Below are 12,634 nucleotides of genomic sequence, written 5' to 3' on the forward strand. Positions count from 1 at the left end.
GTGAGTGGTTGCCAGAAGGGCCTGTGTCGCTGTCCAGAGTGTCAAACTTCGGGGCCCTCTTTTGTACACATACGGCTCATGACGGTTCGGGGGTCAGGGGCGATAGCCTGGGGGCGTGATCAGCGCGATACGCCGTGGGGGCAGCGAAGCCCCCGGCCTGCGCCCGGAGCGCCACCGTGCCCGGGCGATACCTGATCTTCTCTGTCCGGCCTTCCCGCCTGAATCGGCTGAAAGCGGATCGGACATCTCTCATCGCGGCATAACGTCGACTGCGACCGGACACCCCGCGTCGTGGCGTTGCGTCGCAGCATCTTTCACCTACGTCACGCAACGGCGCGCGACAGGAGCCAGAGGACATGCAGACCAAGCTGGACGAAGCCAAGGCCGAGCTGCTCGCACGGGCTGCCCGGGTAGCTGAGAACAGCCCGGTCGGGGGGCACCTTCCGACTGGGGCCGAGCCGGGGAAGCGTCCCGACCGGGACACCGTGCTCTCGTTCCTCCAGCGCTACTACCTGCACACTGCTCCCGAGGACCTCACCGACCGTGACCCGGTCGACGTCTTCGGTGGGGCACTTTCCCACTACCGGCTCGCCGAAAACCGCCCCCAGGGCACGGCGAACGTCCGGGTCCACACCCCGACCGTGGAAGAGAACGGGTGGACCTGCAGCCACTCCGTCGTCGAGGTCGTCACCGACGACATGCCCTTCCTCGTCGACTCGGTCACCAATGAGCTCTCCCGGCAGGGCCGCGGCATCCATGTCGTGATCCACCCGCAGGTCGTCGTCCGCCGCGATGTGACCGGCAAGCTCATCGAGGTGCTGCCGGCCGAGCCGAGCGCCAAGGGCCTGCCGCACGACGCGCTGGTCGAGTCCTGGATCCACGTCGAGATCGACCGCGAGACCGACCGCGCCGACCTGAAGCAGATCACCGCCGACCTGCTGCGCGTCCTGTCCGACGTCCGCGAGGCCGTCGAGGACTGGGAGAAGATGCGCGACAGCGCGCTGCGCATCGCCGACGAGCTGCCGAACGAGCCGACCGCCGACGACCTGCGCGAGCAGGACGTCGAGGAGGCCCGCGAGCTGCTGCGCTGGCTCGCCGCCGACCACTTCACGTTCCTCGGCTACCGCGAGTACGAGCTCACCGACTCCGACGCACTGGCCGCCGTCCCCGGCACCGGCCTCGGCATCCTGCGCTCCGACCCGCACCACAGCGAGGACGAGGCGCACCCGGTCAGCCCCTCGTTCAGCAGGCTGCCCGCCGACGCCCGCGCCAAGGCCCGTGAGCACAAGCTGCTCGTCCTGACGAAGGCCAACAGCCGTGCCACCGTGCACCGGCCGTCCTACCTGGACTACGTCGGCGTCAAGAAGTTCGACGCCGAGGGCAACGTCGTGGGCGAGCGCCGCTTCCTCGGCCTGTTCTCCTCCGCCGCGTACACCGAGTCCGTGCGCCGCGTCCCCGTCATCCGCCGCAAGGTCGACGAGGTCCTCCAGGGAGCCGGCTTCGCGCCCAGCAGTCACGACGGCCGCGACCTGCTGCAGATCCTGGAGACGTACCCGCGCGACGAGCTGTTCCAGACCCCGCCCGACGAGCTGCGCGAGATCGTCACCAGCGTCCTCTACCTGCAGGAGCGCCGCCGGCTGCGGCTGTACCTGCGCCAGGAGGAGTACGGCCGGTACTACTCGGCCCTCGTCTACCTGCCGCGCGACCGCTTCAACACCACCGTCCGCGAGCGCCTGACCGGCATCCTCAAGGAGGAGCTGGGCGGCACCAGCGTCGACTTCACCCTCATGAGCACCGAGTCGGTGCTCACCCGGCTCCACTTCGTCGTGCGCGTCGCGACCGGCACCGAGCTGACCCACCTCACCGACGCCGACAAGGAGCGCATCGAGGCCCGGCTGGTCGAGGCCGCCCGCTCCTGGGCCGACGGCTTCGCCGAGGCGCTCAACGCGGAGACCGGCGAGGAGCGCGCCGCCGAGCTGCTGCGCAAGTACAGCAACGCCTTCCCCGAGGGCTACAAGGCCGACCACTCGCCGCGCTCCGCCGTCGCCGACCTGGTCAACCTGGAGCAGGTCACGAGCTCCGGCCGCGACTTCGCGCTCTCCCTGTACGAGCCGGTGGTCGCCGCCCCGGGCGAGCGCCGCTTCAAGATCTACCGGATCGGCGACCAGGTCTCCCTCTCCGCCGTGCTGCCGGTCCTCAACCGGCTCGGCGTCGAGGTGATCGACGAGCGTCCGTACGAGCTGCGCTGCGCCGACCGTACGCACGCGTGGATCTACGACTTCGGCCTGCGCATGCCGAAGTCCGACGGCAACGGCGACTACCTCGCCGACGACGCCCGCGAGCGGTTCCAGGACGCGTTCGCCGCGGTGTGGACCGGCCAGGCCGAGAACGACGGCTTCAACTCCCTGGTGCTGGGCGCCGGGCTGAGCTGGCGCCAGGCCATGGTGCTGCGCGCGTACGCGAAGTACCTGCGCCAGGCCGGTTCGACCTTCAGCCAGGACTACATGGAGGACACCCTCCGCAACAACGTCCACACCACCCGGCTGCTGGTCTCCCTCTTCGAGGCCCGGATGTCGCCGGAGCGCCAGCGGGCGGGCACCGAGCTGACCGACGGACTGCTGGAGGAGCTGGACGGCGCGCTCGACCAGGTCGCCTCGCTCGACGAGGACCGCATCCTGCGTTCCTTCCTCACCGTCATCAAGGCGACGCTGCGCACCAACTTCTTCCAGAAGACGGAAGACGGCGGGCCGCACGGCTACGTGTCGATGAAGTTCGACCCGCAGGCCATCCCGGACCTGCCCGCCCCCCGCCCCGCCTTCGAGATCTGGGTGTACTCGCCGCGCGTCGAGGGCGTGCACCTGCGCTTCGGCAAGGTCGCGCGAGGCGGTCTGCGCTGGTCCGACCGGCGCGAGGACTTCCGTACGGAGATCCTCGGCCTGGTCAAGGCGCAGATGGTCAAGAACACCGTGATCGTGCCGGTCGGCGCGAAGGGCGGCTTCGTCGCCAAGCAGCTCCCGGACCCGTCCGTGGACCGCGACGCCTGGCTCGCCGAGGGCATCGCCTGCTACCGGACCTTCATCTCGGCGCTGCTCGACATCACCGACAACATGGTCGCGGGCGAGGTCGTCCCGCCGGCGCAGGTCGTCCGGCACGACGAGGACGACACCTACCTGGTGGTGGCCGCCGACAAGGGCACCGCGTCGTTCTCCGACATCGCCAACGAGGTCGCCGTCTCCTACGACTTCTGGCTCGGCGACGCCTTCGCCTCGGGCGGCTCGGCCGGTTACGACCACAAGGGCATGGGCATCACGGCCCGCGGCGCGTGGGAGTCCGTCAAGCGGCACTTCCGCGAGCTGGGCCACGACACCCAGACCCAGGACTTCACGGTCGTCGGCGTCGGCGACATGTCCGGTGATGTGTTCGGCAACGGCATGCTGCTGAGCGAGCACATCCGGCTCGTCGCGGCCTTCGACCACCGGCACATCTTCATCGACCCGACGCCGGACGCGGCCGTCTCGTACGCCGAGCGGCGCAGGCTCTTCGAGCTGCCGCGCTCGTCGTGGGCGGACTACAACACGGAGCTGCTGTCGCACGGCGGCGGCATCCACCCGCGCACCGCCAAGGCGATCCCCGTCAACGCGGCCATGCGCGAGGCACTGGGCATCGACGCGGGCGTCTCCAAGCTGACGCCCGCCGAGCTGATGCAGTCCATCCTCAAGGCGCCGGTCGACCTGCTGTGGAACGGCGGCATCGGCACGTACGTCAAGGCGTCGACCGAGTCGCACGCCGATGTCGGCGACAAGGCCAACGACGCGATCCGCGTCAACGGCGAGGACCTGCGCGTCCGCGTCGTCGGCGAGGGCGGCAACCTCGGTCTGACCCAGCTGGGCCGTATCGAGTTCGACCGCCACGGCGGCAAGGTCAACACGGACGCGATCGACAACAGCGCCGGTGTGGACACCTCCGACCACGAGGTGAACATCAAGATCCTGCTCAACGGGCTGGTCACGGACGGCGATCTGACCGTCAAGCAGCGCAACCAGCTGCTGGCGAAGATGACCGACGAGGTCGGCGCGCTCGTCCTGCGCAACAACTACGCGCAGAACGTCGCCCTCGCCAACGCGGTCACGCAGTCGCCGTCCCTGCTCCACGCCCACCAGCGCTTCATGCGGCGCCTCGAGCGGGACGGGCACCTGGACCGGGCGCTGGAGTTCCTGCCCAACGACCGCCACATCAGGGAGCTGCTGAACGCCGCCAAGGGGCTCAGCCAGCCGGAGCTTGCCGTGCTGCTGGCGTACACCAAGATCACGGTGGCCGACGAGCTGATCCGTACGTCGCTGCCGGACGACGCGTACCTGCGCCGGCTGCTGCACGCGTACTTCCCGAAGCCGCTGCGAGAGCAGTACGGCGACGCGATCGACGCGCACGCGCTGCGGCGCGAGATCATCACGACCGTGCTGGTCAACGACACGGTGAACACCGGCGGTTCGACCTTCCTGCACCGCCTGCGGGAGGAGACCGGCGCGTCGGTCGAGGAGATCGTGCGGGCGCAGACCGCGGCCCGAGAGATCTTCGGTCTCAGCGCGGTGTGGGACGCGGTGGAGGCACTGGACAACACGGTCGCCGCCGATGTCCAGACGCGTATCCGGCTGCACTCGCGCCGGCTCGTCGAGCGTGGCACGCGCTGGCTGCTGGGCAACCGGCCGCAGCCGCTGGAGCTGGCCGAGACCGTCGACTTCTTCGCCGAGCGGGTGGAGGACGTGTGGGCCTCGCTGCCGAAGATGCTGCGCGGCGCGGACCTCGAGTGGTACCAGGGCATCCTGGACGAGCTCACCTCGGCGGGTGTCCCGGAGGACCTCGCACTGCGGGTGGCCGGGTTCTCGTCGGCGTTCCCGACGCTGGACATCGTGGCGATCGCGGACCGTACGGGGCAGGAGCCGCTGGCGGTGGCCGAGGTGTACTACGACCTCGCCGACCGGCTCTCGATCACGCAGCTGATGGACCGGATCATCGAGCTTCCGCGGGCGGACCGCTGGCAGTCGATGGCCCGCGCCTCGATCCGCGAGGACCTCTACGCGGCGCACGCGGCGCTGACGGCGGACGTCTTGTCGGTGGGCAACGGCAGCGCGACGCCGGAGGAGCGGTTCAAGGCCTGGGAGCAGAAGAACGCGGCGCTGCTGGGGCGGGCGCGGTCGACGCTGGACGAGATCCAGGGGTCGGACACGTTCGATCTGGCGAACCTGTCGGTGGCGATGCGGACGATGCGGCAGTTGCTGCGGATGCACCGCTGAGGGCTGTGGGCGGGGTGGTGTTCCCCACCCCGCCCCTTCCCGTAATTGGGGCTGCGCCCCAGACCCCTGTGGGAGGTGGGGCTGACGCCCCCGCCCCCGGTGGCGGCTTCGCGACCGCGTGTCTGCGGGTCTCTCGCGCCGGGTGCGTTCGTGACGTGGGCCGTCTGGCGGTGCGTCGCCCCAACGCGGGGCTGGGTAGACGCCCTCACGCGCCGCGCGCGGTGTTGACGCCGCCCGTGCCCACTGGGACGGCGGCGGCTTCGCGCCGCGCGTGGGACCCGTACCGCTGGCTTGGGTCAGCGCCAGGGGGATGTGCGGGGGTCCGGGGGGAAGGTGGAGCGGTGGATCGCGGTGACCGCCGCTGTTATGGACGGCGGTAGCCAGTCCGGGGAGTGGTGGGGCGGCGTGCACAGCGACGCCACGTCGGCGGCCTCCGGGCGGTCCTCCGGGCGGGGCGCGAGCGTCGCCGTCAGCAGACGGCGCAGCGGTTCGGGGTGGGCGCTCAGGTCCGGGGGCTCGTGGGCCGTGCCCGCGATGCGGGTCGCGACGACCAGGCCGCCGCCCTCGCCGTACGGGTGGCGTCCCGTCGCCGCCTCCGCGGCGACGAGGCCGAGCGTGAACACGTCCGACGCGGGCGTCAGCGCACGGCCCATCGCATGTTCCGGGGACATGTACTTCGGCGTCCCGACCATCCGCCCCACCGTCGTCAGCGCGGACGTGCAGTCCGCGGCCCGCGCGATGCCGAAGTCGAGCAGCCACAGTCCCCGCGCGGTCAGCAGCAGGTTGGCGGGCTTCACGTCCCGGTGGATCAGCCCGGCCGCGTGCACCGCGCTCAGCGCCCGCGCCGCGCAGGCCGTCAGCCGCAGGACGCAGTCGAGCGGGAGCGGCCCGAACTCGCCGAGCGCCTCGTCGAGCGGCAGGCCCGGCACGTAGCGGGTGGCGAGCCACGGGCGTTCCGCGTCCGCGTCGTGGTCCACGACGGGCACCAGATGGTGGCCCTGGACCGTGCGCGCCGCCTCCACCTCGCGGGCGAAACGGCGCCGGAACTTCTCGTTCTCGGCGTGCTCGCGGCGGATCAGCTTCAGCGCGACGGGCAGCCCGTCGTCCCGGCCGCGGGTGAGGAAGACCGTTCCCATGCCGCCTTCGCCGACACGCGCCGTGAGGAGGTACCCCGCGATCTCCCGCGGGTCCTCGTCCCGCAACGGCTCCGGACCACGCGTGCCCCTCATCCCGACCCCCTCGCCGACGGCAGGGGAGCCTACCCCGCCGCCGTCACTTCCTCCCTCCGGTGAACTCCTCGTACGCCGCCACGACTTCCTTCGCGGGCCCGTCCATCCGCAGGACTCCCGCCTCCAGCCAGATCGCGCGGTCGCAGGTCTCGGTGATCGTCGAGTTGCTGTGGCTGACCAGGAACACCGTGCCCGCCTCCTCGCGCAGTTCCTCGATGCGCTGCCGGCTGCGGTGACGGAAGCGGGCGTCGCCCGTGGACAGGGCCTCGTCGATCAGGAGGACGTCATGGCTCTTGGCGGCGGCGATGGAGAAGCGCAGCCGGGCGCCCATGCCGGAGGAATACGTGCGCATCGGCAGCGAGATGAAGTCGCCCTTCTCGTTGATGCCCGAGAAGTCGACGATGTCGTCGTACCGTTCGTGGATCTGCCGGCGGGTCATGCCCATCGCGAGGCCGCCGAGGACGACGTTGCGTTCGCCGGTGAGATCGGACATCAAGGCCGCGTTGACGCCGAGGAGCGAGGGCTGGCCCTGGGTGAAGACCTTGCCCTTCGCGGTGGGCAGCAGCCCCGCGATGGCCTTGAGCAGGGTGGACTTGCCCGATCCGTTGGAGCCGATGAGGCCGATCGCCTCGCCCTTGTACGCGGCGAAGCTGACGCCCTTGACGGCGTGCACCTCGCGCACACCGGGCGCGGCGCGGCGGGAGACGATCCGGCTGAGCGCGGAGGTGGCGCTGCCCCTGCCGGTGCGGGCGCCGTTGACCTTGTACGTGATGTGGACGCCGTCGACGACGACGGTGGGGACGGGCTCTGCCGGATCAGCCACGGCCGTACTGCTCCTCTGCCTTCCAGAAGTACAGGAAACCGCCGGCGCCGGTGAGCACGGCCCAGAGCAGGGCGGCGGCCCACACGTGCGGGGGCAGCCGGTCGGCGGTGAAGGACTCGATGAACGCGAAGCGCACGAGGTCGATGTAGAGCGCGGCCGGGTTGTACCGGATCAGGACGGCCACGAGGTGGGGCAGCCGGTCGCTGCCGAGGACCTTGTCGATGGACCACATCACGCCGGACGAGTACATCCAGGTGCGCAGGACGAACGGCATGAGCTGAGCGACGTCGGGGGTGCGGGCGGCGATCCGGGCCATGGCCATCGACAGGCCGGTGTTGAACGTGGCCTGGAGGACGAGCGCGGGGATCGCGAGCAGCCAGGAGCCCCTCGGGAACTCGCCGAAGCAGAACAGGATCGCGACGAGCGCACCGAGCGAGAACAGCAGCTGCTGCAGCTGCTGGAGGGCGAGCGCGATGGGCAGGGAGGCGCGGGGGAAGTGCAGCGCGCGCACGAGCCCGATGTTTCCGGAGATGGCGCGGGTGCCGGCCATGATCGAGTTCGCGGTGAACGTCCAGATGAAGACACCCGTGACGAGGAACGGCACGAAGTCGGGGACGTCGTCGCCGGTGCCGAGCAGCTTGCCGAAGATCAGGTAGTAGACGGCGGCGTTGAGCAGCGGGGTCGCGAGCTGCCAGACCTGTCCGAGGCGCGCTTGACTGTACTGGGCCGTGAGTTTGGCCGTGGCGAAGGCGGTGATGAAGTGCCGCCGCGACCAGAGCTGGCGGATGTACGCGCCGAGGGAGGGCCGGGCGCCGCTGACGGTCAGGCCGTGGCGGGCGGCGAGCGCGGCGAGGTCGGTGGGCGGGGCGGGGGCGGCCGGGGACGGCCGGGACGGGGTGGCTGTGGTCACGCGGGGTCGCTTTCGTGGTGACGGCGGAAAGCAGTTTCGACGGAACGGGACCGTATCGTCGCTACGCCGAGGGTAGGACGGTCGCGCGTCGGAACGCAACCGTTTCGTCGTGACGGGTATGATTCCGGCCATGCCTACGGACTCCGGAACCCCGCGCCGCGCCCCGGCAGGAGCCGCCGTGCTCCGCGAGGAGGTGACCGACGCGATCCGCAAAGCCGTCTTCGAGGAACTGGCGGCGGTCGGCTTCGCGCGCATGTCGATCGAGGGGATCGCGCGGCGGGCGGGCGTCGGCAAGACGGCCGTCTACCGCCGCTGGAAGTCGAAGCTGTCGCTGGTGCTCGACCTGGTCTCGGCCGTCGCCGTCCAGGGCCTGCCCGCACCGTCGACCGGCTCCCTCCACGGGGACGTGCGGGCGCTCCTGGAGGTGGCGGCGCACGCGCTGCGCCACCCCGTCGCCTCGCAGGTCATCCCCGACCTGCTGGTGGAGTCGGCGCGCAACCCCGAGATCTCGGACGCGATCAAGGCGGCGCTGCTGGACAGCCAGCAGGGCGTGGCGGCGGTGGTCGTCCGCGAAGCGGTCGCCCGGGGCGAGCTCCCCGAGGGAACGGACCCGGACAGGGCTCTCGACCTGATCGTGGGACCGCTGTACTGGCGGCTGGTGGTGGTGCGCGGCGGGCTGCCGAAGGAATACCTGGACGGGCTGGCGAGGGCGGCGGTCGCGGCGCTGCGGTCGTGACGCCCCGGCGGGCGGCGGTGGCGGCGCTGCGGTCGTGACGCCCCGGCAGGGCGCACCGCGGATCCGTACTCGGCGCACGCGCACCCCGTGCGCGCCCCCGGGATCACCCGTTCGGCGCAGGGCGCGGTGACCCCCGGGCGGTGGACCGGTTGTCCCGCGCAGCAACCCCGCGCTCTTGAACGGACGTGTCCACCATGCCGATTCGGCTCAGCGTCGTCGTCCCCGTCCACAATGTGGAGGACTATCTCGAGGAGTGCCTGCGCTCCCTCGCCGAGCAGAGTCTGCGGGACGTCGAGGTCGTCATGGTCGACGACGGCTCCACCGACGGCAGCGGTGACATCGCACGGCGCTTCGTCGCGGAGGATCGGCGGTTCACGCTCGTCTCGCAGGAGAACGCCGGGCTCGGAGCCGCGCGCAACGCCGGGATCCGGCGGGCGCGCGGCGAGTTCCTGGCGTTCGTCGACAGCGACGACGTCGTGCCGGCCGACGCGTACGAGAAGATGGTCGGCTCGCTCGACGCCTCGGGGTCCGACTTCGCCACCGGCAACGTCCACCGGCTGCGGGCCGTCGGCAGGACGCAGCAGTCGCCCATGTTCCGCGAGCCGATGGCGACCTCCCGTACCGCCACCCACGTCACCCGGGACTGGGCGCTGCTATACGACCGCATCGCCTGCAACAAGGTCTTCCGCAGGGACTTCTGGGACCGGAACTCCTTCGCCTTCCCCGAGGGCGTCCTCTTCGAGGACATCCCCGTCGTCGTCCCGGCGCACTTTCTCGCCCGCTCCGTCGACGTCCTGCACGACACGGTCTACCTGTGGCGCGACCGCGACGGGTCCATCACCACCCGCAGGGCCCGGCCGGAAGCCGTGCGGGACCGGGCCGCCTCCGTCACCGCGGCACGCGGCCTCCTGGGCGGCGAGGCGCGCCGGCGCTACGAGGCGAGCGTCCTCGCCAGTGACCTGATGCTCTTCATGGACGCCCTGCCCGACGGCGACGACGACTACCGCGAAGCCTTCCTCCGGCACGCGGGGGACTTCGTGACCAGCGTGTGCCGGCCCGTTCTGGAGGGGCTCGCGCTGCACCTGCGCGTCAAGTGGCAGCTCGTCCGCGAACGGCGCCTCGCCGAACTCCTCGCGCTCCTCGCCTTCGAGAAGAAGGAGGGCCGCGACGTCTTCCGCATCCGCGGTCCGCGCGCCCGCCGCGCCGAACACCCGGCGCTCACCGCGCCTCTCCCGCGCGGCGTCGACCGCCCCGCCCCCGCCGACCTGCCGGTCCTGTCCGACATCACCGAGGCGGTGTGGCGGGACGGAAAGCTGCACCTCAAGGGCTACGCGTACGTCCGCAACCACCCGGCGAGCGAGCGACGGCCCCGCACGTTCGCCTGGCTGCGGTCCGGGCGCAGACGGGTGGTCCCGCTGCGGCTGCGTCCCGCGGACGTGCCCGAGGCGAACGCCGGCTCCCGCCAGGGCCTGCACCCCTACGACCGGGCGGGCTTCGAGGCCGTCGTCGATCCGGCCCGGCTGAGGACCGGCACGTGGAACCTCGAGGTCGGCATCCTCGCGGCCGGGACGTTCCGCCGCGGCCCTCTGCGACTGCTCGGCAACCGGGCGGTCCCCGCCGTCCACGATGTCGGCGACGAGCTGCGCATCGTTCCCGAACTGTCCGGTGACAAGCTGCGCCTGAAGGCGGAACGCGTCGCGGCCAGGCTCACCGCCCACGGGGCCACGGACGACGGCGTGCGGATCGAGGGGATCGCCACCGGCCCCGCCCCGACCGCGGTGCGGCTGCACAACCGCCACACGGGGGAGGAGCGCGAGGTGCCCGTCGTCCCCGGCCCGTCCGGCGTCTTCACCGCCGACATCGCCCTCACGAGCGCGGGAGCCGACGCACCGCGCACCTCGCCCTGGACCGTCCGCCTCGTCCGTGCCGACGGCAGCCGGGTGCCCGTCGCCGTCCCCCGTACGACCGCGCCCGGGCGGTACGGGCTGGGCGATCCGGCCCGGGAGCTCGCCGTCATCGCGAGCGCGGCGGGCAACCTCGTGCTGAGCGACCAGTGCCCCCAGCCCGTGGTCGACGCCTTCTCCTGGACCCCCTCCGGCGAACTCGTCGTCGAGGGCGGCTTCCCGCAGCACGCCCTGCGGCGGCCGGAGCTGGTGCTCCAGCACAGCGGCTGCCAGGAGGAGGCCGTCTTCGCGCACGAGCTGCGCGACGGCCGCTTCCGCGCCGTCGTCGCCCCCGCCGCCGTCGACGGGCCCGGCGGCGAACTGCCGCTCGCCGAGGGCCGGTGGTTCCTGTTCTTCCGCGAGCGGGGCGAGAGCGACCCGGCGTGCTACGCCCCCGTGCGCCTCGCCTTCGCGGAGCACGCCGCCGTACCCTCCGTGCGGAGCGTGCGGGGGCGCGACTTCGCGCTCGACCGCCGCTACCACGACCAGCTTCTCGTGGAGTCGGGCCCGGTCCTCGGCGCCCGCGAGCGCGGCGGTGTGGCCGAGCGGCGGATGCGGGAGCGGTTCGCCGCCCTGCGCGGCGGACCCCGCCGCGAAACCGTCCTGTTCAGCAGCTTCGACGGCCGCCAGTTCTCCGATTCGCCGCGCGCCGTCCATGAGGAACTGCTGCGCCGCAAGAGCCCGTTCGAGCACCTGTGGGTGGTGCGCGACCAGCAGGCCGCGCTGCCCGCAGGCGTGCGGGCCGTCCCCCACGGCGGCGCCGAGTGGCACGAGGAACTGGCCACAGCCCGGGTGGTCGTGACCAACACCCAGCTGCCCGAGTGGTTCGAGCGCGGCACCGACCAGTTCGTGGTGCAGACCTGGCACGGCACACCGCTCAAGCGCATCGGCCGGGACCTGCTGGGCACCTCCCAGGCCAACCGGCCCTACATCGAGTCCCTTCCGGCCCGCGCGGCGCAGTGGAGCGTGCTCGTCTCGCCCAACCGCTTCTCCACCCCGATCCTTCGCCGCGCCTTCGGCTACGACGGCGAGGTCGTCGAGTCCGGCTACCCGCGCAACGCCCTGCTGCACGCCGAGGACCGGGCCAAGGTCGCCGCGAGCGTCCGCGAGCGCCTGGACCTCCCCGAGGGCAGGACCGTCGTCCTGTACGCCCCGACCTGGCGCGAGGACCGCCCCAAGGACGGCGGCCGCTACGCGCTCGACCTCCGGCTCGACCTCGCCGCCGCACGCGCCGCGCTCGGCGACAGCCATGTGCTGCTCGTGCGCCGCCACTACCTGGTCAACGACCGGCTGCCCGACACCGGCGGCTTCGCCCGCGACGTCTCGCGCCACCCCGACGTCGCCGAACTGATGCTGGTGAGCGACGTGCTGGTCACGGACTACTCCTCGCTGATGTTCGACTTCGCGCAGACCGGCCGCCCCATGCTGTTCCACACCTACGACCTGGAGCACTACCGGGACACGCTGCGCGGCTTCTACTTCGACTTCGAGAAGCAGGCCCCCGGGCCGCTCGTCGCCGACGGCGCCGAACTGATCGAAGCGCTGCGCGACCCGGCCGCGTCGACCGCCGGACACGAGGAGGCGTACGCGGCCTTCTGCCAGGTGTTCTGCGACCTCGACGACGCGAACGCCGCCGCCACGGTCGCCGACCGGATCCTGAAGGAGACCGCGCCCTGAGGGAATGGACCTTCCGGGTGATTCG

The 12,634-nt window shown here is 71.7% G+C and carries 6 protein-coding genes; 3 read left to right on the plus strand and 3 right to left on the minus strand.

All coding sequences use genetic code 11. From position 1 onward, the window contains the following. The first annotated feature begins 356 nt into the window (after nucleotides 1–356). Complete coding sequence (locus ACWD0A_RS24020; RefSeq protein ID WP_451301227.1) at nucleotides 357–5,291, plus strand: NAD-glutamate dehydrogenase; 4,935 nt, start codon at nucleotides 357–359, stop codon at nucleotides 5,289–5,291. Nucleotides 5,292–5,587: 296 nt separating this feature from the next. On the opposite strand, the gene ACWD0A_RS24025 is transcribed toward ACWD0A_RS24020, so the two are convergent. From ACWD0A_RS24025 to ACWD0A_RS24035, 3 genes are read right to left on the minus strand one after another with little or no spacing between them, the layout of a single operon-like run. Further along, nucleotides 5,588–6,520: a serine/threonine-protein kinase gene (locus tag ACWD0A_RS24025; protein WP_451301229.1), complete on the minus strand. Its 933-nt coding sequence runs from the start codon at nucleotides 6,518–6,520 to the stop codon at nucleotides 5,588–5,590. A gap of 43 nt (nucleotides 6,521–6,563) precedes the next feature. Beyond that, on the minus strand, nucleotides 6,564–7,343 hold the full coding sequence (locus ACWD0A_RS24030) for an ABC transporter ATP-binding protein (RefSeq protein ID WP_451301231.1): 780 nt from the start codon (nucleotides 7,341–7,343) through the stop codon (nucleotides 6,564–6,566). Beyond that, nucleotides 7,336–8,253, minus strand: a complete 918-nt coding sequence (locus tag ACWD0A_RS24035; protein ID WP_451301233.1) for an ABC transporter permease — start codon at nucleotides 8,251–8,253, stop codon at nucleotides 7,336–7,338. The genes ACWD0A_RS24030 and ACWD0A_RS24035 overlap by 8 nt, the downstream gene beginning before the upstream one ends. Before the next feature lie 118 nt (nucleotides 8,254–8,371). Between ACWD0A_RS24035 and ACWD0A_RS24040 the strand changes: the two genes are divergently transcribed. Together ACWD0A_RS24040 and ACWD0A_RS24045 are read left to right on the plus strand one after the other, a co-directional pair. Next, entirely contained in the window at nucleotides 8,372–8,989 is a 618-nt protein-coding gene (locus ACWD0A_RS24040) for a TetR/AcrR family transcriptional regulator (protein ID WP_451301286.1), read from the plus strand. Between the two features lie 194 nt (nucleotides 8,990–9,183). Beyond that, nucleotides 9,184–12,609, plus strand: coding sequence for a CDP-glycerol glycerophosphotransferase family protein (locus ACWD0A_RS24045; protein WP_451301235.1), 3,426 nt, complete (start codon nucleotides 9,184–9,186; stop codon nucleotides 12,607–12,609). Nucleotides 12,610–12,634 lie beyond the last annotated feature (25 nt).

It is taken from the genome of Streptomyces sp. NPDC002867 (genome assembly GCF_053591895.1).

What these genes read in the sequence shown, in the direction of transcription:
- ACWD0A_RS24020 (WP_451301227.1), top strand. Translation starts at nt 357, where the DNA reads ATGCAGACCAAGCTGGACGAAGCCAAGGCCGAGCTGCTCGCACGGGCT.
- ACWD0A_RS24025 (WP_451301229.1), bottom strand. Translation starts at nt 6,520, where the DNA reads ATGAGGGGCACGCGTGGTCCGGAGCCGTTGCGGGACGAGGACCCGCGG.
- ACWD0A_RS24040 (WP_451301286.1), top strand. Translation starts at nt 8,372, where the DNA reads ATGATTCCGGCCATGCCTACGGACTCCGGAACCCCGCGCCGCGCCCCG.
- ACWD0A_RS24045 (WP_451301235.1), top strand. Translation starts at nt 9,184, where the DNA reads ATGCCGATTCGGCTCAGCGTCGTCGTCCCCGTCCACAATGTGGAGGAC.